The sequence below is a fragment of the Variovorax sp. V15 genome (assembly GCF_041154425.1).
Lineage (GTDB): Bacteria > Pseudomonadota > Gammaproteobacteria > Burkholderiales > Burkholderiaceae_C > Variovorax > Variovorax guangxiensis.
In genome coordinates this window covers 2,352,566-2,377,161 of sequence record NZ_AP028659.1, presented here as the reverse complement: position 1 = coordinate 2,377,161, position 24,596 = coordinate 2,352,566, and the positions used below count along the sequence as shown (strand labels likewise).

24 protein-coding genes and 1 pseudogene are annotated in these 24,596 nt (G+C 69.1%); 10 read left to right on the top strand and 15 right to left on the bottom strand.

Features of this window, described 5'->3' with window-relative positions; genetic code table 11:
• Window positions 1-28 precede the first annotated feature (28 nt).
• The 5 genes from ACAM57_RS11185 to ACAM57_RS11165 are packed head-to-tail and all read left to right on the top strand — an operon-like array spanning window position 29 to window position 4,841.
• Window positions 29-721, top strand: a complete 693-nt coding sequence (locus tag ACAM57_RS11185) for a GntR family transcriptional regulator (protein WP_369661684.1) — start codon at window positions 29-31, stop codon at window positions 719-721.
• A gap of 1 nt (window position 722) precedes the next feature.
• A complete protein-coding gene (locus ACAM57_RS11180) occupies window positions 723-1,427 on the top strand; it encodes an SDR family NAD(P)-dependent oxidoreductase (RefSeq protein ID WP_369661683.1) in 705 nt (234 codons plus the stop codon).
• Between the two features lie 9 nt (window positions 1,428-1,436).
• On the top strand, window positions 1,437-2,465 hold the full coding sequence (locus ACAM57_RS11175) for a histone deacetylase family protein (RefSeq protein WP_184641239.1): 1,029 nt from the start codon (window positions 1,437-1,439) through the stop codon (window positions 2,463-2,465).
• A complete protein-coding gene (locus tag ACAM57_RS11170) occupies window positions 2,465-3,553 on the top strand; it encodes a phosphotransferase (RefSeq protein WP_369661682.1) in 1,089 nt (362 codons plus the stop codon). Before ACAM57_RS11175 ends, ACAM57_RS11170 begins: the two co-directional genes overlap by 1 nt.
• Before the next feature lie 16 nt (window positions 3,554-3,569).
• Window positions 3,570-4,841 (top strand): aspartate aminotransferase family protein, encoded by a 1,272-nt coding sequence (locus tag ACAM57_RS11165; protein ID WP_369661681.1) that lies wholly within the window; start codon window positions 3,570-3,572, stop codon window positions 4,839-4,841.
• Window positions 4,842-4,856: 15 nt separating this feature from the next.
• On the opposite strand, the gene ACAM57_RS11160 is transcribed toward ACAM57_RS11165, so the two are convergent.
• Together ACAM57_RS11160 and ACAM57_RS11155 are read right to left on the bottom strand one after the other, a co-directional pair.
• The gene (locus ACAM57_RS11160; RefSeq protein WP_184641242.1) at window positions 4,857-6,140 is read right to left on the bottom strand and encodes a mechanosensitive ion channel family protein; all 1,284 of its coding nucleotides are present in this window, start codon (window positions 6,138-6,140) and stop codon (window positions 4,857-4,859) included.
• Window positions 6,141-6,180: 40 nt separating this feature from the next.
• Window positions 6,181-7,134 carry a histone deacetylase family protein gene (locus ACAM57_RS11155; protein WP_369661680.1) on the bottom strand — a complete coding sequence of 318 codons (954 nt, stop codon included), beginning with the start codon at window positions 7,132-7,134 and terminating at the stop codon, window positions 6,181-6,183.
• Window positions 7,135-7,214: 80 nt separating this feature from the next.
• Here ACAM57_RS11155 and ACAM57_RS11150 point away from each other — a divergent pair, with 80 nt between their 5' ends.
• From ACAM57_RS11150 to ACAM57_RS11130, 5 genes are read left to right on the top strand one after another with little or no spacing between them, the layout of a single operon-like run.
• Entirely contained in the window at window positions 7,215-8,135 is a 921-nt protein-coding gene (locus ACAM57_RS11150) for a MoxR family ATPase (RefSeq protein WP_184641244.1), read from the top strand.
• Window positions 8,132-9,109 carry a DUF58 domain-containing protein gene (locus ACAM57_RS11145; RefSeq protein WP_369661679.1) on the top strand — a complete coding sequence of 326 codons (978 nt, stop codon included), beginning with the start codon at window positions 8,132-8,134 and terminating at the stop codon, window positions 9,107-9,109. Before ACAM57_RS11150 ends, ACAM57_RS11145 begins: the two co-directional genes overlap by 4 nt.
• 13 nt (window positions 9,110-9,122) lie before the next feature.
• Window positions 9,123-11,147 carry a transglutaminaseTgpA domain-containing protein gene (locus ACAM57_RS11140; RefSeq protein ID WP_369661678.1) on the top strand — a complete coding sequence of 675 codons (2,025 nt, stop codon included), beginning with the start codon at window positions 9,123-9,125 and terminating at the stop codon, window positions 11,145-11,147.
• 53 nt (window positions 11,148-11,200) lie between these two features.
• Complete coding sequence (gene mltB / locus ACAM57_RS11135; protein WP_369661677.1) at window positions 11,201-12,325, top strand: lytic murein transglycosylase B; 1,125 nt, start codon at window positions 11,201-11,203, stop codon at window positions 12,323-12,325.
• Entirely contained in the window at window positions 12,322-12,942 is a 621-nt protein-coding gene (locus ACAM57_RS11130; RefSeq protein ID WP_184641248.1) for an N-methyl-D-aspartate receptor NMDAR2C subunit, read from the top strand. The genes mltB and ACAM57_RS11130 overlap by 4 nt, the downstream gene beginning before the upstream one ends.
• A 4-nt stretch (window positions 12,943-12,946) precedes the next feature.
• Here the strand turns inward: ACAM57_RS11130 and ACAM57_RS11125 are convergent, their stop codons facing one another.
• The 13 genes and pseudogenes from ACAM57_RS11125 to ACAM57_RS11065 form a co-directional block, all read right to left on the bottom strand.
• Window positions 12,947-13,435 carry a hypothetical protein gene (locus ACAM57_RS11125; RefSeq protein ID WP_369661676.1) on the bottom strand — a complete coding sequence of 163 codons (489 nt, stop codon included), beginning with the start codon at window positions 13,433-13,435 and terminating at the stop codon, window positions 12,947-12,949.
• Complete coding sequence (locus tag ACAM57_RS11120) at window positions 13,432-14,502, bottom strand: beta-ketoacyl synthase N-terminal-like domain-containing protein (RefSeq protein WP_369661675.1); 1,071 nt, start codon at window positions 14,500-14,502, stop codon at window positions 13,432-13,434. Before ACAM57_RS11120 ends, ACAM57_RS11125 begins: the two co-directional genes overlap by 4 nt.
• Window positions 14,499-14,774, bottom strand: coding sequence for an acyl carrier protein (locus ACAM57_RS11115; RefSeq protein ID WP_369661674.1), 276 nt, complete (start codon window positions 14,772-14,774; stop codon window positions 14,499-14,501). Before ACAM57_RS11115 ends, ACAM57_RS11120 begins: the two co-directional genes overlap by 4 nt.
• Window positions 14,771-15,928: an ABC transporter permease gene (locus ACAM57_RS11110; protein WP_369661673.1), complete on the bottom strand. Its 1,158-nt coding sequence runs from the start codon at window positions 15,926-15,928 to the stop codon at window positions 14,771-14,773. Before ACAM57_RS11110 ends, ACAM57_RS11115 begins: the two co-directional genes overlap by 4 nt.
• Window positions 15,929-15,941: 13 nt before the next feature.
• The gene (locus tag ACAM57_RS11105; RefSeq protein ID WP_369661672.1) at window positions 15,942-16,760 is read right to left on the bottom strand and encodes an ABC transporter ATP-binding protein; all 819 of its coding nucleotides are present in this window, start codon (window positions 16,758-16,760) and stop codon (window positions 15,942-15,944) included.
• Window positions 16,761-16,848: 88 nt separating this feature from the next.
• Window positions 16,849-17,829, bottom strand: coding sequence for a BtrH N-terminal domain-containing protein (locus ACAM57_RS11100; protein WP_369661671.1), 981 nt, complete (start codon window positions 17,827-17,829; stop codon window positions 16,849-16,851).
• Window positions 17,829-18,224: a hypothetical protein gene (locus ACAM57_RS11095; protein ID WP_369661670.1), complete on the bottom strand. Its 396-nt coding sequence runs from the start codon at window positions 18,222-18,224 to the stop codon at window positions 17,829-17,831. Before ACAM57_RS11095 ends, ACAM57_RS11100 begins: the two co-directional genes overlap by 1 nt.
• Before the next feature lie 132 nt (window positions 18,225-18,356).
• Window positions 18,357-19,493, bottom strand: a complete 1,137-nt coding sequence (locus tag ACAM57_RS11090) for a beta-ketoacyl-ACP synthase III (RefSeq protein WP_369661669.1) — start codon at window positions 19,491-19,493, stop codon at window positions 18,357-18,359.
• Window positions 19,483-20,484 carry a dialkylrecorsinol condensing enzyme gene (locus ACAM57_RS11085; protein ID WP_369661668.1) on the bottom strand — a complete coding sequence of 334 codons (1,002 nt, stop codon included), beginning with the start codon at window positions 20,482-20,484 and terminating at the stop codon, window positions 19,483-19,485. Before ACAM57_RS11085 ends, ACAM57_RS11090 begins: the two co-directional genes overlap by 11 nt.
• 212 nt (window positions 20,485-20,696) lie before the next feature.
• Window positions 20,697-22,430, bottom strand: coding sequence for an ABC transporter substrate-binding protein (locus ACAM57_RS11080; RefSeq protein ID WP_369661667.1), 1,734 nt, complete (start codon window positions 22,428-22,430; stop codon window positions 20,697-20,699).
• A gap of 107 nt (window positions 22,431-22,537) precedes the next feature.
• Window positions 22,538-22,845, bottom strand: a pseudogene (locus ACAM57_RS11075) (DUF2160 domain-containing protein).
• A 12-nt stretch (window positions 22,846-22,857) separates the two neighbouring features.
• Entirely contained in the window at window positions 22,858-23,670 is an 813-nt protein-coding gene (locus ACAM57_RS11070) for a carbohydrate ABC transporter permease (RefSeq protein WP_093203041.1), read from the bottom strand.
• Window positions 23,667-24,557 carry a carbohydrate ABC transporter permease gene (locus ACAM57_RS11065; RefSeq protein ID WP_184641258.1) on the bottom strand — a complete coding sequence of 297 codons (891 nt, stop codon included), beginning with the start codon at window positions 24,555-24,557 and terminating at the stop codon, window positions 23,667-23,669. The genes ACAM57_RS11070 and ACAM57_RS11065 overlap by 4 nt, the downstream gene beginning before the upstream one ends.
• Between the last annotated feature and the right edge of the window lie 39 nt (window positions 24,558-24,596).

Genomic DNA, 24,596 nt, shown 5'->3' with positions numbered 1-24,596 from the left:
GCACAAGAGATTGAGACAAGGAACTCAGATGACCACCAGCCGGGCCGAAGCCGCCACCCCTCCCGCCTTCTCGTCGATCCAGGTGCCCGACCTGGTCGGCGTGGTGGAGGCGCAACTGCAGCAAGCCATCCTGTCGGGCCGCATCGCGCCCGGCGAGCGCATCGTCGAGGCCGAGCTGGCCCGGCAGATGGGCGTGAGCCGCGCGCCCGTGCGCGAAGCCGCACGCCGTCTCGAAAGCCTGGGGCTGCTGATCTCGCGTCCGCGCCATGGCTTCGCGGTGCGCACGGTTTCGCCCAAGCAGGTCAACGACCTGTACGAGGTGCGCATCCAGCTCGAACTGCTGGGCGCCTCCCTGGCCTGCACGCACGCCACCGATGCCGAGCTGGCCCAGCTCGACGCGCGCGTGGACGACATGGTGGCGCGCGCCGAGATCCTGTCGTCGCCCGAGCGGGTGGCGCTCGACCTGGACTTCCACTTCGCGATCAGCGCGCTGTCGGGCAACCACTACCTGCACCGGCTGTTCGACAACATGCAGACCGAGGTGCGCATGTTCCTCGCGCTCAGCGAGGACAGCTACGGCGACCTGAAGGCGCTGGCCGAGACGCACAGGCCGATCGCCAAGGCGATGATGGCGCGCGACGTCGGCGCCGTCGAGCACGCGCTGCGCTACCACCTCGAGACCGCCAAGGACCACGTGCGCGGCCTCTTCACCAAACCCTGAGATGAGCGCGCTGCCCCGCGTCGCCATGGTCAGCGGAGGCAACCGCGGCATCGGCCTTGCCATCGTGCGCGAACTGCTCGCGCACGGCTGGCGCGTGAGTGTGGGCACGCGCAGCGCCACCGATGCCTTCGACGGCCACGACCCGGCGCGGGTGCGCGCCTACCGCTTCGATGCCGAGGACGCGCGCAGCGAGACCGACTGGGTTGCCGCGACCGTGCGCGACTTCGGCGGCATCGACGCGCTGGTGCACAACGCCGGCATCCTCAGCACGCGCTCGGTCATCGATGCGGACGACGCGGAGGTCGACCGGCTGCTGGAAGTCAACGTCAAGTCGCCGCTGCGGCTCACGCGCAAGGCCTGGCCGCATCTGCTGGCGGCCGACGAAGGCAAGGTGCTGGTGATGGCCTCGCTCGCGGCCAAGCGCGTGCGCACGGCCGATGCCTCGCTCTACGCGCTGAGCAAGGCGGCGGTGCTGTCGCTGGCGCACGGCATCCGGCATTGCGGCGCCGAATCGCGCGTGCGCTGCACCGCGTTGTGCCCGGGCTTCGTCGCCACCGACATGGCGGCCGCCCTGCCGCCCGAGCAGCAGCGGCAGGCCACGCGGCCCGAGGACGTGGCCCGCATCGCACGGACGGTGCTCGAGCTGCCGGCCTCGGCCAGCGTCGCCGAGATTCCCATCAGCTGGACCGTCGAACCCCAATACTGAAAGCCCGACATGAAAGTCATCTACAGCGACCAGCACACCGGCCACGATCCGCAGCAGTTCATCGTGCGCGGGCGCATGAAGCGCAGCAACGAGCAGCCCGAACGGGGCACCCTGCTGCTGAACGCCGCGCGTGCGCAGGGCCACGACATCGTCGCGCCCGAGGACCACGGGCCCGGCCCGCGCGCGGCGATCCACACGCCGCAGTACCTGCGCTTCCTGGAGACCGCCTGGGAGCGCTGGCAGCAGCTCGAGGGCGCCTCCGAGGAGGTCATGCCCAACGTCCACCCGTTTCCGGGCCAGCCCTTCACCTACCCCGACAGCCTGGTCGGCCAGGCCGGCTACCACATGGGCGACATGGCCTGCTCCATCGGTCGCCACACCTGGCATGCCGCGACCTGGTCGGCGCACGTGGCCACGCATGCCGCGCAGCTCGTGCTGGACGGCGAGCGCGCGGCCTACGCGCTGTGCCGGCCGCCCGGCCACCATGCCTATGCCGACCGTGCCAACGGCTTCACCTACCTCAACAACGCGGCCATCGCGGCGCAGCACCTGCGCAGCAGGCACGACCGCGTGGCCATCCTCGACATCGACGTGCACCACGGCAACGGCACGCAGGGCATCTTCTGGCGCCGCAAGGACGTGCTGACCGTCTCTCTGCACGGCGACCCGCATTTCTGCACGCCCTTCTTCACCGGCCATGCGCACGAGACCGGCGAAGGCGAAGGCCTGGGCTACAACCTGAACCTGCCGCTGGCGCGCGGCACGCAGGACGAGGGCTTCCTGGCCGCGCTGGCGACCGCGCACGCGACCATCCGCGCCTTTGCCCCCGGCGCGCTGGTCGTGGCCATGGGCCTGGACGCACACGAGAACGATCCCTACCAGGCGCTGGCCGTGAGCACCGCGGGCTTCGCCCGCATCCTCGGCGAGATCGCGCGCCTGGGGCTGCCCACGGTGCTGGTGCAGGAAGGCGGCTACCTGTCGGAGGACCTGGGCCTCAACCTCGCCAGCGCGCTAGGCGGCTTCGAGAAGGCGGCCTGATGACGCACGACCTCGACGCCGCCATCCGCGCTGCCCTGCCCGAAGCGGCGGTGCTGACTGCGCCGCCCGCACCCGTTGAGACGGACTGGGCGGCGGACCTGCTGCGGCGCCTCTACGGAATGCAGGGCAGCCTCAAGCCGCTCACGGGCGAGCGCGATGCCAACTTCCTGCTGGAGCCGGAAGGCGGCGGCGCGCGCTGCATGCTCAAGCTCTCGCACCCCGACGAAGATCCGCTGGTCGCCGACTTCCAGACACAGGCGCTGCTGCACCTCGCGCGCACGGACCCCGGCCTGCCGGTGCAGCGCCTGCTGCCCGACCGTTCCGGCGCAGCCTCGGTGCAGATCGAAGACGCCGAGGGCCGCACGCGCGTGGCGCGCCTCTTCAGCTACCTCGAAGGCCTGCCCATGCCGCAGGCGCCACGCTCGGCGGCGCAGCGCAGCAGCGTGGCCCGCATGCTGGCGCGGCTGGACCTGGCGCTGGCCAGCTTCGAGCACCCTGCCGGCGCGCGCGAACTGCCCTGGGACATCCAGCGCGCCGACCGCGTGCGCGCACTGCTGGTGCACGTGGCCGACCCCGCCCGCCGCGCGCTGGCCGAGACCGCGCTCGACGGCTTCGTGCAGCGCACCAAGCCCACGTTGCCCGCGCTTCGCCGCCAGCCCATCCACAACGACTTCAACCTCTACAACCTGCTGGTCGATACGGACGAGCCGGCGCGCGTGGCGGGCATCCTCGACTTCGGCGACATGGTGCATGCGCCGCTCGTGGACGACCTGGCCGTCGCCACCTCGTACCACATCGACGAACAGGGCGACGCACTCGCCACGATCGCGCGCTTCGCGGCCGACTACCACGCCGTCTCGCCGCTGACCGATGGCGAGACCCACGCCCTGCTCGACCTCGTGCGCGCGCGGCTGGCGATGGTGGTCGCCATCAGCGGCTGGCGCGCGGCGCGCCAGCCCGACAACGCCCCTTACCTCATGCGCAACAACGCCGTCTCCTGGGCGCGGCTGCAGGCCTGCGCCGCGCTGACGCCCGAACAGGTGCAGGACGCCATCCGCACAGCCTACCGCGCCGCTGAAACCTCGTAACCCACGGAACCCATCCATGACTGAGAAACCCACCGCCGAGCTGCTGGAACGCCGCGCCCGCCTGCTCGGGCCGGCCTACAGGCTCTTCTACGACGAGCCCTTCCACCCCGTGCGCGGCGAAGGCGTCTGGCTCTACGACGCCGCCGGCACGCCCTGGCTCGACGCCTACAACAACGTGGTCCCGCTGGGCCATGCGCGGCCCGAGGTGGTCGAGGCCATCGCACGACAGGCATCGGTGCTCAACACCCACACGCGCTACCTGCACGAAGGCATCCTCGACTACGCCGAACGCCTGCTCGCCACCATGCCGCCCGAGCTCGGCCACGCCACCTTCACCTGTACCGGCAGCGAGGCCAACGACCTCGCCATGCGCATCGCCACGGCGCACACCGGCAACACCGGCCTGATCGTCACGCGCTTCGCGTACCACGGCGTGACCTCGGCCCTCGCCTGCGCCTCGCCCTCGCTGGGCCAGTACGTGCGCGTGGGCGAGCACGTGCGGCTGGTGGATGCGCCCGAGGGCGGAGATGCCACGACGGGCCAGCGCTTCGCCAACGGCGTGCGCGCGGCCGTGGGCGACCTCAAGGCGCACGGCATCGCGCCCGCCGCGCTGCTCGTGGACACGGTGTTCTCCAGCGACGGTGTGTTCACCGCCCCGACCGGCTTCCTGCGCGAAGCGGTGGAGGCGATCCACGCCGCGGGCGGCGTGTTCATCGCCGACGAGGTACAGCCCGGCTTCGGCCGCACCGGCGAGGCCTTCTGGGGCTTCATGCGCCACGGCGTGGTACCCGACATCGTGACCATGGGCAAGCCCATGGGCAACGGCCACCCCGTCGCCGGCCTGGCGGTGCGCCCCGAGGTCATGAAGGCCTTCGGCCAGGCCAGCCGTTACTTCAACACCTTCGGCGGCAACCCCGTCTCGATGGCCGCGGCCTCGGCCGTGCTCGACGTGATTCAGCGCAACGGCCTGCAGGACAACGCACTGCAGGTCGGCAACTACCTGCGCGAGCGCCTGGCCGCGCTCGGCCAGCGCCATGCACTCGTCGGCGAAGCGCGCGGCGCCGGGCTCTTCATCGGCCTGGAACTCGTGACCGACCGCGCCACGCGCGCGCCGGCCACCGCGCAGGCGGCCAAGGTGGTCAACGGGCTGCGGCAGCGGCAGGTGCTGCTGAGCGCGACCGGGCCGCAGGGCAACGTGCTGAAGATCAGGCCTCCCCTGGTGTTCACGCGCGAGCATGCCGACCTGCTGGTCGAGCGGCTGGACGAGGTGCTGGGCACGCTCAGTTAGCGCCCCCGAGGACGGCTATTTTTCCGTGGGCACGGCCACGGGCTCCGTCCCGGCCGGCAAAGACTCCACCCGCACCACCCGCTGCGGATACGGAATGTCGATCCCCGCCCCGCGCAGCCCGTCGAGGATCGCGATGTTGATCGCCGAGCGCAGGTTGTCCTTGCCCTTGTCGGGGTCGGCCACCCAGAAGTTGAGCGTGAACTCCAGCCCGTCGGGCGCGAAGTTCATGAGAAAGGCCACTGGTGCCGGGTCGGTCATCACGCGCGGCTGGGCCTTGGCGGCCTCGCAGAGGATGGACTGCACCTGCGCCACGTCGCTGTCGTAGCCGACCACGATGGTGGTCGTGATGTTGAACTTGCGGTCCGCCAGCGAGAGGTTCTCGACCCGGCTGGTGATCAGCGACTCGTTCGGCACGATGGCCTCGCGCCCGTTGCCCGCGCGGATCAGCGTGTAGCGGGTCTTGATGTCGGTGATGCGGCCCTCGAAGGTGTCGACCTTCACGTTGTCGCCGATGCGGATGGAGCGCTCCAGCAGGATCACGAAGCCGCTCACGTAGTTGGCCGCCAGCTTCTGCAGGCCGAAGCCCAGGCCCACGCCGAGCGCGCCGCCCAGCACCGAAAGCGCCGTGAGATCCACCCCCACCGCCGAGAGCGCGAACAGCAGGCCCACCAGCAGCAGGAAGGCGCGCACCGCGTTCGAGGCCACCTTGCGCATCGAAAGGTCGGAAACCGCCTCGCGCAGGATGCGCTTCTCGATGGTGCTGGAGATCCACAGCGAGATCATCAGCACCACGCCCGCCGACAGCACGCCCTGGAAGATGGTCTGAAGGCTCACCCGCGTCTTGCCAAAGGCGAGCGTGATGTCGTCGAGCTCGGCCAGCACCGGCGGCAGCAGCCCCACGATCCAGAGCACCGCCGCAATCCAGGCCAGCCAGGAGATGGTGCGCTCGATCAGCCTGACGAGGTTGGAGGCCGGAAACACCGCCCTGAGCACTCGCGCGAACAGCCGGATGACCGCCAGCGACAGGAACACCGGCACCGCGATGCGCAGCACCAGCACGGTCTGGAAGTCGAGCGCCGCTCGCCGGGCCAGGTCGGTGAACACCAGCGCCAGCAGCGGGAACAGCAGGCCGTCGAAGGTGCTCTCGCCGAACCAGATCGAGTCTTTCGGCTGGTCGCGGCCGAACCACTTGCAGATCGCCCAGGCCAGCGCCACGCAGGCCACCAGCGCGACCAGTTCGATGCCCAGGCCGCGCGCGTCGACCTGGTTCAGCCGTTGGAGGAAGTCGTTGAAATTCATCTATTGAGAGAAGAAACGGGCGCCGACAGCGCCCGCTGCGTCACAGCGCCGCCAGCACGCGGATGTGGGCTTCCACGCTGCGCGCCAGCGCGTCGAGGTTGTAGCCGCCTTCGAGCATCGAGACGATACGGCCCTTGGAATGGCGCCTGGCAACATCGTGTATGCGGCCCGTGATCCAGGCGAAGTCGTTCTCGTTGAGGCCCAGCTGGCCCAGGTCGTCCTCGCGGTGCGCATCGAAGCCGGCGCTGACGAAGATCATCTGCGGCTTGAACTCTTCCAGCCGCGGCATCCAGGTCGCCTCGATCATCTCGCGCACGTCCATGCCCCGGGTGTACGCCGGGATCGGCAGGTTGAGCATGTTCGGCGCCGGGTGGCTGGTGCCGCTGTAGGGGTAGAACGGATGCTGGAAGAAGCCGACCATCAGCACGCGCGGGTCGTTGGAAAGAATGTCCTCGGTGCCGTTGCCGTGGTGCACGTCGAAATCGACGATGGCCACGCGCTCGATGCCGTGCGCCTCGATGGCGTGCCGCGCGGCAATGGCGACGTTGTTGAAGAAGCAGAAGCCCATCGCCTGCTCCCGGCAGGCATGGTGGCCGGGCGGGCGCACCGAGCAGAAAGCGTTTTCCAGGTCGCCCGCGATCACGGCGTCGGTCGCGGCGATCGCGGCGCCGGCCGCACGGCGCGCGGCCAGCAGGGTGAAGCGGGTGAGCGTGGTGTCGGGGTCGACCTGCGCGTGGTCGGGGCCGCCGGCGGGCTCGTCGGCCACGAGGCGCTGGTGCAGGGCCTCCAGGAACTCGACGTGCTCCGCGCTGTGCGCCCGGGTGAGTTGCTCCAGCGTGGCCAGCGGCACCTCGCGGTGCTCCAGCGCGTCGCCCACGCCGGTGAGCAGGAGGCGGTCCTCGATGGCATCGAGCCGGCCGGGGCACTCGGGATGCCCTGCGCCCATGTCGTGCTTCCAGAAGTCCCGGTGTGTGAAGTAGCCTGTCTTGCCCATGTGTCTCTATCGCCACGTCTAGACCTCACGCAGCATGGGGCCGGCGGGTCTTACGGTATCGTTTGCATATGGATACAAATATGGACGTTGCCGCAAAGCTAGCCACTTTGTTAACTCAGCTTAACACGGTGATCGTGGGCAAAGAGGCCCAGGTTCGCGACTGCGTGGCCTGCCTGCTGGCGGGCGGCCACCTGCTGATCGAGGACGTGCCGGGCGTGGGCAAGACCACCCTCGCCCACGCGCTCTCGCACACCTTCGGGCTGCAGTTCTCCCGCGTGCAGTTCACCGCCGACCTGATGCCGGGCGACCTTTCGGGCGTGGCGATCTACGACCGGGGCCAGCAGGCCTTCACCTTCCACCCCGGGCCGATCTTCGCGCAGGTGCTGCTGGCTGACGAAATCAACCGCGCCAGCCCCAAGACCCAGAGCGCGCTGCTGGAGGCCATGGAAGAGAAACAGGTCACCGTCGAGGGCGAAACCCGCCCCCTGCCCTCGCCCTTCTTCGTGATCGCCACCCAGAACCCGCAGGACCAGCTCGGCACCTTCGCACTGCCCGAGTCGCAGCTCGACCGCTTCCTGATGCGCATCTCGCTCGGCTACCCCGACCGCGCCGCCGAGCGCCAGCTGCTCGCGGGCATCGACCGCCGCGAGATGCTGGCCACCCTGCCCGCGATGCTGACCGCCGGCGAGCTCACCGCGCTGCAGCAGCGCGTGCAGCAGGTGCACGCGGCCGACGCGCTGCTCAACTACGTGCAGGACCTGATCGCGGCCACCCGCTCGGGCCGATGGTTCCTGCAGGGCCTGTCGCCGCGTGCCGGCATCGCGGTGCTGCGCGCGGCCAAGGCGCAGGCGCTGCTGGCCAACCGCAACTACGTCGCGCCCGACGACGTGCAGGCCGTGCTGCCGCAGACCATCGCCCACCGCCTTACGCCCGTGGGCGACGCCGGACGGGGCGCCGTCGAACAGGTGCGCGCCATGATCGCCGCCGTGCCCTTGCCGTGAACCCTGCAGGCGCCCTTCGCGCGCGCATCGACGGCTGGTTCCTGTCGCGCCGCGCGCCCTCCGACACGCTGGAACTCACCCAGCGCAACGTCTACATCCTGCCCACGCGGGCCGGCTGGACGCTGGGGGCGACGCTGCTGGTGCTGCTGATCGCCTCGATCAACTACCAGCTCAACCTGGGCTACCTGCTGACCTTTCTTCTGGCCGGCAGCGTGGCCGTGGGCATGCACGTGTGCCACGGCACGCTGCGCGGGCTGGCGATGCACATGGTCCAGCCAGAGGCGCACTACGCAGGCGCCGCTGCCGTCTTCCGGGTGGTGCTCCACAACACAAGGCGGCGCGTGCGCTACGGCATCGGCATGGCGGTGCGCGGCAGCGGGCAATGGGCCTGGACCGACGTGCCGGCCGAAGGCACGTCCACCGTCGAGATCGCCTTCCAGCCCGAGCGGCGCGGACTGCACCCGGTGCCGCCGCTCACGGCCGAAACGCGCTTTCCGCTCGGCACCTTCCGTGTGTGGACGGTCTGGCGGCCGGCCGCGCAGATGCTGGTCTACCCCACGCCCGAGGCGCACCCGCCGCCGCTGCCTCCCGGCGAGCCCCTTTCTGGGCCGGCCGCGCTGACCGCCTCGATGCGCGCCCACAGCGCCGGCGAATACGACGGCGTGCGCGCCTACCGCCGCGGCGATCCGCTCAAGCTCGTGGTCTGGAAGAAGGCCGCGCGCGCGCAGGCGACCGGCTCCGAAGACCTGGTCAGCCGCGATACCCAGCAGGCCCAGCGCGAGGAGCTCTGGCTCGATGCGCAGGCCACCGGCCTCGCCGACACCGAAGGCCGACTCTCGCGCCTGTGCGCCTGGGTGCTGATGGCCGACCGCCTGGGCGTCGACTACGGCCTGCGGGTGGCCGGCCGGGTCGTGAAGCCCTCCCAGGGCGAGGCCCACCGCCGGGCCTGCCTCGAGGCCCTGGCCCTTTGCTGAACGGAAGCGCCGCATGAACAGAGTGATGCGCGAACTCGCCTCGCTGCCGCGCGACGCACGGGACACCCTTTTTCTTCTCTGCGTGATCGGCCTGATCCTGCTGCCGCAGATCGAGAACCTGCCGTGGTGGTGCTCGTCCCTCACCGCGATGGTGCTGCTGTGGCGCGCCTCGCTGGCCGTGCAGGCGCGTCCGCTTCCCGGCCGGTGGTGGCGCCTCGCCCTGCTGGCGCTGATATTGGGCGCCACCTACGCCACCCACCGCACGCTGCTGGGCCGCGACGCGGGCGTCACGCTGATCGTGAGCCTGCTCGCGCTCAAGACACTGGAGCTGCGCGCGCGGCGCGATGCCTTCGTCGTCTTCTTCCTGGGCTTCTTCGCGATGCTCACGAACTTCTTCTACTCGCAGTCGCTGCTGACGGCCTTCACCATGCTGCTGGCGCTGCTGGGCCTGCTGACCGCGCTGGTCAACGCGCACATGCCCGTGGGCCGGCCGCCGCTGATGCAGGCCGCGCGCACCGCCGGGTGGATGGCGCTGGCGGGCGCGCCGATCATGCTCGCGCTGTTCCTACTGTTCCCGCGCTTCGCGCCGCTGTGGGGCATGCCCAGCGACGCGATGATGGGGCGCAGCGGCCTGTCGAACACCATGCGCGTGGGCACCATCGCCGAACTGGCGCTCGACGACCGCATCGCAGCGCGCATCAAGTTCGAGGAAGGCCGCACGCCGCCGCAGAGCCAGATGTACTTCCGCGGCCCGGTGCTGGCGCAGTTCGACGGCCGCGAGTGGACCGCGCTGCCATCGTGGGCGCGCGGCTCGCAGTGGGCTTCCAACCTGCGCGTGAGCGGCTCGCCGGTTCGCTATGAAGTGACGCTCGAAGCCAGCAACCGCCCCTGGCTGCTGACGCTCGACGTCGCCCAGAGGCCGCCGGAGGTGCCCGGCTTCGAGGTCAGCGGCACGCCCGACCTGCAGTGGTTCGCCAGCCGCCCCATCAACGACCTCGTGCGCTACAGCGCCGAGAGCTACACGCAGTTCCAGAGCGGCCCGCTCAAGCGCACCGGCGGCCAGCTTCAGGCCTACCTCACGCTGCCGCCGGGCACCAACCCGCGCACCGCGGCACTGGCGGCCGAGATGCGTGCAGAGCCAGCGCTGGCCCAGGCCGACACGCAGGCCTTCGTGCAGGCCGCGCTGCGCCGGCTGCGCACCGGTGGCTACAGCTACACGCTGGAGCCGGGCATCTACGGCAACGACACGGCCGACGAGTTCTGGTTCGACCGCAAGGAAGGCTTCTGCGAGCACATCGCCTCGGCCTTCGTGGTGCTGATGCGCAACCTGGGCGTTCCGTCGCGCATCGTCACCGGCTACCAGGGCGGCGAGCTCAACAGCGTCGACAACTACTGGATCGTGCGCCAGAGCGATGCCCACGCCTGGGCCGAGGTCTGGCAGGAAGGCTCCGGCTGGATGCGCGTGGACCCGACGGGCTCCGTCGCGCCGGGGCGCATCGGCCAGTTCCAGCGGCTCACCCCGCAGCCGGGCCTGATCGCCGGCGCCATCGGCTCGATGAGCCCCACCCTCGCGCAGAACCTGCGCGCCGTGTGGGAGGCGGTGAACAACGGCTGGAACCAGTGGGTGCTCAACTACACGCAGAGCCGGCAGCTCAACCTGCTGAAGAACATCGGCTTCGATGCGCCGAGCATCGAGGACCTGGGCTACGTGCTGCTGTACCTGCTGGTGGCCGCGAGCCTGGCCGGTGCCGGCTGGACGCTGTGGGAGCGCAGCCGGCACGACCCGTGGCTGCGCCTGCTGGGCCAGGCCCGCGCGCGCCTGGCCAAGGCCGGGCTCAATCTGCCCGACACCGCGCCGCCCCGGCAGATGGCGCAGGCCGCCGACGCACGCTTCGGCCCCGCAGCGCAATCGGTGCGCGACTGGCTGCTCAAGCTCGAGGCGCAGCGCTATGCGCCGGGTACGCCCGATTCGCTTTCGACCCTGCGCGCGGAGTTCCGCCGCCTCGCCTGGCCCGGCCCCGGTCCTGCAAGGGGCTGAAACCACATGTGTCGCTGAAGAGGGCCCTAGCGGGCGGACGGCACAATCGGTCCATGCGATTACTTCTTACCAAGCCTTCGCGCACCGCCACGGCGGCTGCAGCCCTTCTTGCCGCCTGCAGCCTCGCATGGTCGACCGGGGCCCTGGCCCAGAAGTCCGTCAACGGCCGCAGCGGAGCCGCCAGCGCAGTGCGCGGCAGCACGCCCTACGCCACGCGCGACGATGCGATGCAGTTCGCCGACGAAGTCGCCCAGCGCCGCGGCCTCGACCGCGAATGGGTGCGCGCCACCATCGGCAGCGCGCGCTTCCTGCCCAACGTGCCGCGGCTGATGCTGCCGGGCCCCGTGGGCACGGTGAAGAACTGGCAGACCTACCGCGGCCGCTTCATCGACCCGGTTCGCATCGCCGCCGGGGTGCGCTTCTGGCGCGCCAATGCCGACACGCTGGCGCGCGCCGAGCAGGTGTACGGCGTGCCGCCGGAGATCGTCGTCGGCATCATCGGCGTGGAGACCATCTACGGCCGCAACATGGGCAACTTCCGAGTGATCGACGCGCTGGCCACGCTCTCCTTCGACTTTCCCGACGCCCACCCGCGCGCGGCCGACCGCCGCGCCTTCTTCCGCGGCGAGCTCGAAAGCTTCCTGAGCACCGAGAGCCGCACCGCCGAAGACCCGCTGGTGCCCGTGGGCAGCTATGCCGGCGCCATGGGCATGCCGCAGTTCATGCCCAGCAGCATCGCCAAGTACGCGGTCGACTTCGACGGCGACGGCCGCATCGACCTCGTCAACAACCCGGCCGACGTGATCGGCTCGGTCGCCAACTACTTCAAGGCCTTCGGCTGGCAGCCGGGCGTGCCCGCCATCTACCCCGTGCACTTCGAAGAGGCACGGCTGCAGAAGGCGCTGCTGCTGGCGCCAGACATCCTGCCGACCTTCAGCGCCGACAGCTTCGTGGCCGCGGGCGCGGTGCCCGAGGGCGATGGCATCAACCACAAGGGCCTGTTCGCGCTGGTCGAGCTGCAGAACGGCCTGGACATGCCGCCGACCTACGTGGCCGGCACGCGCAATTTCTACGTGATCACGCGCTACAACTGGAGCAGCTACTACGCCATGTCCGTGCTCGACCTGGGACAGGAAGTCAAGGCGGCGATGGAGCAGCAGCAACAGGCGGCCCGATGACGCCCGAGGCGCTGCTGGCGAACTGGAACGGCGCGTGGCAGGCGTTGGGCGTCGCCTCGCCCGACGACGCGCTGTGCGACGAACTCCAGCGCCGCTACGCCGAGCCGCAGCGCCACTACCACACCATGCAGCACCTGGGCGAATGCCTCGCGTGGTTCGAGCGCGAGAAGGCGCTGGCCGAGCACTCCGGCGAAGTCGCGCTGGCGCTGTGGTTCCACGACGCGATCTACGACGTGCATGCACATGACAACGAGGCGCGCAGCGCGGACTGGGCGCGGCAGGCCCTGCTCGAAGCCGGCGCCGCGGCGGATGCGGCCGAGCGCGTCCATGCGCTCGTGATGGCGACGCGCCACGACGCCGTGCCCCAGGGCCGCGACGCCGAACTGCTGATAGACATCGACCTGTCGATCCTCGGCGCCGAGCGCGCGCGATTCGACGAGTACGAGCGGCAGGTGCAGGCCGAATACGCCTTCGTTCCCGATGAAGTGCGGCTGCCGCGTCGCCGCGCGATCCTTCAGCGCTTCCTGGACCGCGACGCCATCTACGCCACGCCGCGCATGCACGAACAGCTGGAAGCACGTGCACGCGCCAATCTGCAGCGCTCCATCGCAGGCTGAGGCTTCAGGCCGGCACCAGCCGCCACCACTCCGAGCGCGCCGGTTCTCCGTTGCGCTCCTCTTCCACGATGCCGAACAGCAGCCCGTCGCGCGAGGCGCCCAGCTTCGCAAGCTGCAGCACGCGCTCCGGTTCGCGGCACAGCGCAAAGCTGGCGTCGCCCTGCCAATCGAGGCATCGGCCGACCTCCGCCAGCATCAACGCCGGCTGGCTCTGCATGAAGGTGAAAGGCATCGGCAACCCGGCATCGAGCTGCGTCAGCCCCGCGTGCGTGGCACCCCACGCGCCGCGCTGGCTGGAGACGCGGATGCGCGCGCCGGCCGGCAACGCCGCCTCGCCAGCGGCGTCGAGACAGCAGCGCGCGCCATAAATCGCCAGCTCGGTCCACAGGCCGACGCGACGCGGCTTGCGGCCGATGCGGCGTGCCAGATCCTCGCGCCAGTCGGCGGGCGGCGGATGCGCCACGAAGTGAGCAACGGTGCGCCACTCAGTCATGGCGCCGTGTCCTTCAACACCAGCGAGGCATGTCCGCCACCGAAGCCGGCGAAATTCAGCAGGATGTTGCGCAGCCTCTGCGGCAGCTGAGTACTGAGTTCGATGTCGAGCGAGGTATCGATCGGATAGCCGAGGATCGGCCACACCCCTCCTTCGATGCAGCCGACCAGCAAGGCCAGTTCCGCCGCCCCCGAGGCGCCCAGCGTATGCCCCAGCGCCGGCTTGAGCGACACCAGCGGCGGCAGCGGTCCGAACACCTGCTTCAGCGCCTCGGCCTCGATGGCATCGTTGACAGGGCTGCCGGCGGCCTGCACCTTGATGAGATCGATGTCGCCGGGATGCAATCCGCCCTGCTCCAGCGCGCCGCGGCACATCGCATGCACGGCACTGGCCTCGGTGCCCGAGGGATTGCGTCCGTCGACCACGTTGGCGCCTCCTGCAATCTGCCAGCGCGCCGGACGCGAGCCCAGCCGCAGCGCCGCCACCGCCTCGCCGAGCACCAGTCCGTCGCGCCCTTCGCCGAAGGGCCGGGCGCCAGCGGGCGACAGCAGCTGCATCGCGCCGAAGCCGGCCACCGTGAAGCGGTTGCCCATCTCGGCACCGATCACCAGCGCCTCGTCGGCTTCGCCGGCCCGGATCAGGTCGGCGGCAGCCAGCACCGCATTCAGCGCCGAGGTGCAGGCGGTGGACACGGTGAACACCGGCCCCTGCCAGCCGAGCGACTCGGCCACGACGTCGGCGAAGTCCTGCAGGTCGCCGCCGAGGCGCAGGTCCTGCTTCTCGTGTTCCATGAAGCCGATGTCGAGCGAGGAAGACGCCACGAAGAGCGGCGCGGTGCGATCGCCCCAGTCGCCGGTCTGCGCCACCACCTCGCGCACCGTGTCGCGCAGGCGCTGCGTCCAGTCGCCCGGCCTCGGAGCCAGCGCATGGACCGGCCAGCGAATGCCGTCGGCCACGGTCACTGGCCTCGTCGGCACTCCGCCGCGCTTGAGCGACGCAAGCGCCGAACGCATGTCGTCGCCCAGCGCACAGGCCAGCCCCATGCCGGCCAGATGGACACGGCTCATGCCTTGCCCGCTTGCGCGAGGTGCGCCGCGAGGTGGGCGATGGAACTCAGGGCCCGGCGCGTTTCCTTGCTGTCGGGCATGCGCACGCCGAAGCGCTGCTGGATCGTCATCGACACCTGCAGGGCGTCGAGCGAATCGAGGTCGAGCCGGGCCTCGGGGCCGAAGAGCGGCTCGTCGTCGCCCAGGCCGCCGGGCGGCTCGCCCTTCTCGACGGCTTCGAGCACCATGGCCTTGAGGCTGGCGATGAATTCGGGGGTGACGGTGATGCTCACGATGCGCGCCTGCGGAACAGAAAAACGGCCACGACGAACATCAGCGCCGCGAACGCGACCAGCCGGCCGATCTGCGGCAGGGCATCGGCCACGCCGCCGCCGCGCAGCAGCACGGTGAGCAAGGCCTCCAGCCCCCAGTTCATCGGAGAGATCTCGACCAGCCGCTGCATGAAGCCCGGCATGACGAACTTGGGCACCATGATGCCGCCCGCCGCCGCCATCAGCACGTTGACCATCGGCCCGATGGTCGCGGCCTGCGCATGACTGCGCACCAGGCAGGCCAGCGCGAGCGAGAGGCTCACGGCCGCCAGGCTCACCGCCGCCAGCGACAGCAGCAAGGCGCCCCAGTGGATGCCCGCGAGAGAGAGCGCATCGCCGCCGATCAGCGGCATGAACCAGATGCCGGCCGCCAGCATCAGCACCGCCTGCAGCGCGTTCACGCCCAGGTATGGCAGCGCCTTCGACGCCAGCAGCATGCCGCGCGAAACGCCCAGGCTCTGCAGACGGCCGAGCGCGCCCGAGCTGCGCTCCTGCACGAACAGGCTGGACAGCGATGCCACCACGAAGAACATGCCGAACACCAGCCAGGCCGGCACGTTCTGCTGCACCGAGGTCGGCCGCGGCCCGGCGGTGGAGAAACGCTCGGCATGCACCATCGCCTGGATGGATGCATCCGGCGCCGGGCCGGCCGTGCCCGGCACAGCCAGCGCGAGGCGCGCCTTGAGCTCGCCCGATGCGCCGATGAGCTCGGCGCGCAATGCGTTGAACAGGTTGGCGTCGATGCCCGGCTCGGTCAGCAGCCGGATGCGCGCCTCGGTCGAGAGCGCGGCCGACTCCAGCTCTTCGGAAAGGCCGGGCTCCATCACGATCACGTACTTCAGCGAGCCGTTGCGCAGCCGCTCCTGCCAGTCGGCGCCCAGCGGCTGTGGCGCGCCATGGCCGCGCTGCCAGAGCTGCTTGAGCCACTGCGCGGGCGTCGCGGTGTCGTGCATGTCGATCGCATAGCTCAGCTCGGCCAGCGGCGGGCGGTAGATGTCCTTCAGCGTGAGCGACATCAGCACGATGAAGACCATCGGCATCAGGAACAGCGCGGCCAGGCCGTGCATGTCGCGCGTGAGGGCGATCAATTCTTTCTTGATGAGCGCGAGCAGCATGGCTGGGGCCTGTTCAGTCGCGCAGCGAGCGGTGGGTGAGCGCCATGAAGAGCTGTTCCAGATCATGGCGGCCGAACTCGGCGTGGCGCACCGCGACGCCTTCGGCCTCCAGCGCGGCCAGCACCGGCGCCGGGCCGCTGCCGGGGTGCAGGTGGATGCGCCAGTGCACGCCCCCCTGCTCCACCGTGCCGAAGCGCGAGAGCATGCCGGCATCGAGCCCGTCGGCGGCCAGCGTGAGCAGCATCGCGCTCTTCGACAGCAGTTCTTCCAACGAACCTTCGCGCAGCACGTGGCCGCGGTCGAGGATCGCCACGCGGTCGGCGATCGCCTCGATCTCCTCCATGTAGTGCGAAGCGTAGATCACCGCCGCACCCTGCTGCGCAAGGCTCTTGATGGCGTCGAGGATGAAGGCGCGCGACTGCGGATCGACACCCACCGTCGGCTCGTCGAACAGCATCAGCTCGGGCTCGGGCAGCAGCGCAATGGCCAGGTTGAGCCGGCGCTTGAGGCCGCCCGAGAGCCGCTCGGCACGCACGGAGGCGAACTGCTCCAGTTGCGCGAACTGCGTGCAGGCCTCGATGCGCTGCCTCTTGCGCGCCGCCGAAAGGCCGCCGGCCGCGGCGAACACGGCAAGGTTCTCGGCCACGGTCAGCATCGGATAGAAGGCGTGCTCCTGCGGCGCGACCGCGATGCGCGTGGGCGCCTTCGCCCGCACTTCCTTCAGCGGCTGGCCGTCGATGCGGATCTCGCCCGACTGCACCGCCAGCGCGCCCGACAGGTGCGAGATCAGCGTGGTCTTGCCAGCGCCGTTCGGCCCCAAAAGGCCCAGCACGCTGCGCGCGGCACCGCCAGCGACACCCCGGCCAACGCGGGCGCGTCGGCGTGCGGGTAGCGGTAGGCGAGCTCGCGCAGCTCCAGCATCAGGCGACGGCGGCCTTCAGGTCGCGGAAGAAGCTTTCCTCCTGCTCGGCCTGCTCGCGCAGCTTAGCGGCCAGCGCGACAGGATCGACAGCCTCGCGCCCCTTCACCATGCGCGCCGCCTTCAGCGCGAAGGCGCGCCAGCCGTCGCCGATGGCGATGAGCCGCTCCGACATCTGCTGCAGCTGCGGCTTGTCGAGCAGCTGCGCGGCCTCCTGCAGGAAGCCCGCGTAGATGAAGCGGAAGCCCGCCCCGCCGGTGCCGATCTCTTCCTGCATGCGCACCACGTGGCCGATGAAGTCGACGCTTCGCGGATCGGCCGGCGACAGCTTCTGCATGCGCGCGGCCAGCGTGCGCATGCCGCGCACGCCGACGATGGGAATGGGCGCGAGCATGGTGCGCACCGTCTTGCGGATGGCCTTGACCACCGAGGCTGCGTCCACCGCCTTGCGCTCGATGGCCTGCGGGTAGTACATGAGGCCCTTGGGCGCCAGCACGCCCTTGGCGAAGCGGGCGCGCGCGAGGTCGCCGCTAGGGCAGCGCACGGGCTCCTCGAACACCGGGTCGCTGATGAGGTAGTCGTCGCCGTCCTTGCCGTACACCAGCAGGTTGTGCGCGTTGAAGTGGAAGCGCATGTTCGGCGGAAAGTACGGCAGCCAGTACACCGAGGTCTGCAGGCCCACCAGCTTGCCGTCGGCCAGCAGCGCGTCGAGCCGGCGCTGGCCGGCCTCGGCGCTGCCGAAGGTCTCGAAGCGGAAGCGCGCGGCCATCGGCGCCAGCAGGCCCTTGATGATCGCCTTGGGCGGCATGCGGTACGAGATGAGCGGCAGGCCCGACAGCTTGATGAAGGGCAGGTACGCGAACGAGAGCGCGGACGAAAGCCCCAGCGCCATGCTCTCGCTCATCGGCGCGCCGTGGTGGCGCATGAGGCTGGAGATGACGCCGCTTTCGCAATGCGCCGCCTGTTGGTGCTTGAAGTCCATCACGGTAGCTCCCGCAAGGTGGAAACGGGCAGGCCCAGCGCCTCGCCATAACGTGCGAGCTGTGCCGGCGAGAGCGCGGCGAAGTGCCGCGGCTGCAGGTGGCGGCGCACGCGCCACTGCCAGAAGCCGCTGGTCTGAGAGAGCAGTGCCACGTCCATGCGGCGCTCGTACATCCAATATTCGAGCGGCGACGCTAGGCCGGCCTTCACGCGCTCCTTCGCGACGCGGGCCTGCTCGACCAGCACGTCGACCGCGTGGCTGGTGACGATCTCCTCCGCCTCCCAGCCGCGCGAGGTGGTGGTGACCACGCGGCCCTGCGCATCGCGCGCGTACATCAGCTTCGAGTGGCCGTCGAGGGTCGCGTTGCCCTCCTGCGGTACTGCATCCAGATCCATCTCACTCTCCCGCGTCCGTCAACAGTGGTATTGGTCCAGGAACACCGCGGAACCGGCTTTGCCGGGCCGCTGGTGTTGCCCCCGGCGAGGGGGTGGGCGGCCACACGAAGTGGGCAAGCCTGGGGGAGTACCTCATGCCACCGCCTCCATGTGGATGAAGCCGCTGGAGAAACGGCCGCTCTCGGGCACGAACATCAGCAGCTTCTGGCCGGGCTTGATGCGGCCCGAGCGGAACAGCTCGTCGAGCATGATGTAAGGCGAGGCCGAGCCCGTGTTGCCCTTGGTCGCGAGGTTGCTGAACCAGCGCTCGCGCGGGATCGGGAAGCCCAGCTCTTCGAGGGCCCGGCTCACCGGCTCCACGAAATACTGCGACGAGAGGTGCGGCAGGAACCAGTCGACGTCCGCCGGCTTCAGTCCGCGCCGCTCGATGACTTCGGCCAGCGGCTCGGCCAGCGTGGCCCGCACGATGTTCTCGTTGAGCAGGCGCACGTCCTGCTTCACTGCAAAGGTGGATTCGCTGCGCCACTCTTCGGGCGACTTGCGCGCCCAGCCGTCGAGGCCGCCTTCGGCGTTCTTCTCGGCGCCTGCGTACATGCAGGCCGGCAGTTCGTGCGCGGCCGAGGAAAGGTCGATCCAGTCGATGCGCAGCGACAGCGGCCCGCGCGGCGCGTTCTCCAGCAGCACGGCGCCGGCGCCGTCGGAGAGCATCCAGCGCAGGAAGTCCTTCTCGAAGGCCAGTTCGGGCCGCGCCTCCAGCGCCTCGATCTTGTGCTCGAACTCGGCCTCGAAGCGCGAGCCGCGCATCACGGCCGAGGCCAGCTCGGAGCCGGTGGCCACCGCGCGCCGCGCATCGCCCGCGCGCACCGAGAGCCACGCGTGCTTCAGCGCGGCGGCGCCGGCCAGGCAGATGCCCGCGCAGGCCACCACTTCGAGCCGCGGCCAGCCGAGCTCGCCGTGCACCATCACCGCGTGGTTGGGCATGAGCTGGTCGGGCAGCGAGGTGCCGGTGACGAGGCAGTCGACGCGCCCCACGTCGCCGAGCGCGCGGATCGCGCGGGCGGTGAGCTGGGCGTTGGTCATCGCCAGCTCGCCGGTGGCGCGGTCGATGGCGTAGTGGCGCGACTGGATGCCGTTGCTGCGAAGGATCAGCCGCCGCGCGCGGGACGCCTTGCCGCCGATGCGACCGAGGACGTCTTCGATGTCTTCATTGCTGACCGGGGCAAAGGGCAGGAAAGCGGCAGTACGGGTCAGGAAGACATCAGTCGTCATAGAGAGGGGTGCGGTCCGTGGCTGAGCCCGACGGGCACTCGAATTTGGCCGTCATTCTAGTCAGCCACCCCCTGAACAGAGGCCGCAGGAGCGCCTGCAGACTCAGGCTCACGGGCACCACCGTAATGATCAGTACCAGCAGGAACAGCACGTACAACAGCAGCAGCGGCTTGCGCTGCCAGGCGCCGGGCCCGCCGGCGGCCATGATGAGCTTGCCCCAGAGATAGAAGCTGCGGGTGCCGGCCTTCTCGCTGATGAGCAGCCGGGCATTGGCCTGCACCGCGCCGAGACCGGAAAGCAGCGGCTGCGTGCCGCGCTCCAGGTCGTTGTGAAGCGCATCGCGCAGGGCCCGGCCGAAACGGGCCGTACCCGCGATCTGCTCGGTACTGAGGCCCGCATCGGGCATGCCCCAGAACCCGCGCTTGCGGCCCCAGATCAGCCAGGCGGGGGTGGTGAAGAAGGTGGCGAGCGTGGGGCCGGGGTCGGTGAGCACCACGTTGTCGATCAGCCGCGCGCCCACGTCGTCGAGCATGCCCTTGAGCTTTTCCTGCGCCAGCAGCCACATGTTGCGGCAGGCAATGACGGTGACCACCGGCTTGCCCTTAAGCAGCCGTGCCGCCACAGGATGCTTGAGGAAGGCCGCCACCGGCTGCGAAGGCGCCAGGAACCACACCTGGTAGGGCAGCACGACGAGGTCGAAGTCTTCGTCGCCCGTGAGCGAGAGCGGCGCCAGCGGCTGCGGCTTCATGTGAGCCGACTCGGGAAAGGCGTCGAAGAAGGTCAGGAAGGGCCAGGGAAAGGGATACGGCTTCAGCGGCCGCAGCACTTCCTCGTGCACCTGGATGGCCGGGTCCGCCTTCAGCGGCGCGACGATCCGGTCGGCCACCTCGTCGAGCTGGCCGGACTGCGAATAGCGCAGGACCAGGACGCGCTTGACGCTCGAAGGCGCGCTGGAAGGGCTTGAAAGACTGGAATTCACTGGCTCGGGCATTTCGGGGGCCGTCGAATGTAAGCGAACCGTCCTGCAAACGCATCTGCCAATGGTCATGGCGTCGCGGCAATCAGACGGTCGAGGCGGCCAAATTGCACCGGAAGGGCCGGCGATGCGGAAAACCGGGCAAAAAAAGGCCGTGCCTCGCGGCACGGCCCTGTCTGCCGGGTTGCTACCGGCTGTTGCTGCCGGACGAGGAAGTCGCCGGGCGCTCAGCGCACCTTGCCTTCCTTCCAGGCGGTCAGCAGCTTGTTGTAGTCGATGGTCTCGCCCTTCGGCTTCTCGTTGGTCAGCTTCTTCCACGGGGCGTGGTCGTCGCTCAGGTACTTGGCCGGGTCGCCCTTCGGGTTGAGCTTGGGCGCGCACTTGGCCATGCCTGCGCGTTCCAGGCGGGCCATCACGTTGTCCATCTCGTCGGCCAGGTTGTCCATGGCCTTCTGCGGGGTCTTCTCGCCCGTCACGGCCTCGGCCACGTTCTTCCACCACAGCTGGGCCAGCTTGGGGTAGTCGGGCACGTTGGTGCCGGTCGGGGTCCAGGCCACGCGCGCGGGGCTGCGGTAGAACTCGATCAGGCCGCCGTACTTGTTGGCGTTCTGGGTGAAGTAGTCAGAGCGGATGTCGCTGTCGCGGATGAAGGTCAGGCCGGTGATCGACTTCTTCAGCGAGGTGGTCTTGGCGGTGATGAACTGCGCGTAGAGCCATGCGGCGGCCGTCTTGTTGGCGTCGTGGCCCTTGAAGAAGGTCCACGAGCCCACGTCCTGGTAGCCGTTCTGCATGCCCTGCTTCCAGTACGGGCCGTTCGGGCCCGGGGCCATGCGCCACTTGGGCGAGCCGTCGTCGTTCACCACGGGCAGGCCCTTCTTGGTCATGTCGGCGGTGAAGGCCGTGTACCAGAAGATCTGCTGGGCGATCTGGCCCTGCGCGGGCACCGGGCCGGCTTCGCCGAAGGTCATGCCCATGGCTTCCTTGGGCGCGTACTTCTTCATCCAGTCGATGTACTTGGTCAGCGCGTACACGGCGGCCGGCGAGTTGGTCGCGCCGCCACGGGCCACCGAGGCACCGGTGGGCGTGCACTTGTCGGCGGCCACGCGGATGCCCCACTCGTCGATCGGCATGCCGTTGGGGATGCCCTTGTCGGCCGCGCCGGCCATCGACAGCCACGCGTCGGTGAAGCGCCAGCCCAGCGACGGGTCCTTCTTGCCGTAGTCCATGTGGCCGTAGATCGGCTTGCCGTCGATGGTCTTCACGTCGGTGCTGAAGAACTCGGCGATGTCCTCGTAGGCGCTCCAGTTCAGCGGCACGCCCAGGTCGTAGCCGTACTTGGCCTTGAACTTGTCCTGCAGGTCCTTGCGCGCGAACAGGTCGGCGCGGAACCAGTACAGGTTGGCGAACTGCTGGTCGGGCAGCTGGTAGAGCTGGCCGTCGGGCGCGGTGGTGAAGCTGGTGCCGATGAAGTCCTTCAGGTCGAGGCCGGGGTTGGTGAACTCCTTGCCAGCGCCGCCCATGTACTCGGTCAGCGACATGATCTTGCCGTAGCGATAGTGCGTGCCGATCAGGTCGGAGTCGGACACCCAGCCGTCGTAGATCGACTTGCCCGACTGCATCGAGGTCTGCAGCTTCTCGACGACGTCGCCTTCCTGGATCAGGTCGTGCTTGACCTTGATGCCGGTGATTTCCTCGAAGGCCTTGGCCAGCGTCTTCGATTCGTACTCGTGGGTGGTCAGGGTCTCGGAGACGACGGAGATCTCCTTCACGCCCTTGGCCTGCAGCTTCTTGGCTGCCTCGATGAACCACTTCATTTCCTCCATCTGCTTGTCCTTGGACAAGGTCGATGGCTGGAACTCGCTGTCGATCCACTTCTTGGCTTCGGCCTCGCCGGCCGTTGCCGCACCATGCGCGGCGAACATCGCCGCCGCAAGTGCCAATGCCGTGTAGCGCATCTTCATGGAACTGTCTCCTCGGTTGTTGCTTCCCCGGTGTTGTGTCCGATCACGGCTCCGGGGAGGCGGAGAGCCGGAACGCTTTTGGAAGAAGGAAAAAATGCGGTGCCCGCTCAGCCCTTGCGCATGACCAGCGCGAGCAGGCCCATCGACAGCACGAAGCTGATCCACACCGAGGGCTCGGCCTCGAGGCTGAACCACTCCTGGAACTTGCCCGCCAGGCCGACGAAGACCAGGTTGACGTAGGCCGCCGACAGCAGCCCGATGAAGAGCCTGTCGCCGCGCGTGGTGGCCATAGGCAGCCAGCCGCGCCGCAGCGTGGTGGGCGACTTCAATTCCAGATCGTCATGCCGACCAGCATGATCGCGATGCAGACGAAGAACACGGCCACCGGAGTGGTCCAGACCATCCAATCGAACATTTCCGTGCCTCCTCAAACACGACCCATCGCGAAACCCTTCGCGATGTAGTGACGCACGAACCAGATCACGATGGCGCCCGGCACGATGGTGAGCACGCCGGCCGCGGCCAGCGTCGCCCAGTCCATGCCCGACGCGCTCACGGTGCGCGTCATGGTCGCCACGATGGGTTTGGCGTTCACGCTGGTGAGCGTGCGCGCCAGCAGCAGCTCGACCCAGCTGAACATGAAGCAGAAGAACGCCGCCACGCCCACGCCAGCCTTGATGAGCGGCAGGAAGATCGTGAGGAAGAAGCGCGGGAACGAGTAGCCGTCGATGTACGCCGTCTCGTCGATCTCGCGCGGAATGCCGCTCATGAAGCCTTCGAGAATCCACACCGCCAGCGGCACGTTGAACAGCAGGTGCGCGAGCGCCACGCCCAGGTGCGTGTCCATCAGCCCGACCGTGCTGTAGAGCTGGAAGAACGGCAGCAGGAACACCGCGGGCGGCGTCATGCGGTTGGTCAGCAGCCAGAAGAACACGTGCTTGTCGCCCAGGAACGAATAGCGCGAGAAGGCATAGGCCGCCGGCAGCGCCACGGTGAGCGAGATCACCGTGTTGATCGCCACGTAGATCAGGCTGTTGATGTAGCCCGAATACCACGACTCGTCGGTGAAGATGCGCGCGTAGTTCGACCAGGTGAGCTGCTGCGGGAAGAACGAGAAGCTCGAAAGAATCTCCTCGTTCGTCTTGAAGCTCATGTTGATCATCCAGTAGATGGGCAACAGCGCGAACAGGATGTACAGCACCAGGAAGATGCTGCGCTTGTGAAATCTCTTCTCGTTCATTTCTCCACCTCCGCTTCCTGCGTGCCGACCCGCTGCATCCAGTTGTAGAGCACGAAGCAGAACAGCAGGATGATCAGGAAATAGATCAGCGAGAACGCCGCCGCCGGCCCCAGGTCGAACTGGCCCACGGCCTTCTGCGTGAGGTACTGGCTCAGGAAGGTGGTGGCGTTGCCCGGCCCGCCGCCCGTCAGCACGAAGGGCTCGGTGTAGATCATGAAGCTGTCCATGAAGCGCAGCAGCACCGCGATCATGAGCACGCCGCGCATCTTGGGCAGCTGGATGTAGCGGAACACAGCGAACTTGCTGGCGCCGTCGATGCGCGCGGCCTGGTAGTAGGCGTCGGGAATGGAGCGCAGGCCCGCATAGCAAAGCAGCGCCACCAGCGGCGTCCAGTGCCACACGTCCATCACCAGCACGGTGAGCCACGCGTCGGCGGCGCTGCCGGTGTAGTTGTAGTCGATGCCCAGCTTCTGCAGCGCGTGGCCCAGCAGGCCGATGTCGGCGCGGCCGTAGATCTGCCAGATGGTGCCCACCACGTTCCACGGGATCAGCAGCGACAGCGCCACCACCACCAGCACGGCGGACGACTTCCAGCCCTTGGCCGGCATCGACAGCGCCAGGCCGATGCCCAGCGGAATCTCCACCAGCAGCACCGACAGCGAGAAGCCCAGCTGGCGCCACAGCGCCTGGTGCAGCTCGTCGTCGCGCATCACCGCGGCGAACCATTCGGTGCCCACGAACACGCGGCGCTCAGGCGAGATGATGTCCTGCACCGAGTAGTTGACCACCGTCATGAGCGGCACGATGGCCGAGAAGGCCACGCAGACCAGCACCGGCAGCACCAGCCACCAGGCCTTCTGGTTGATCGGCTTGTTGGTGGCGTTCACAGCAATACCTCCGTGCTTCGCACTCCGGTGCGAGCTTGT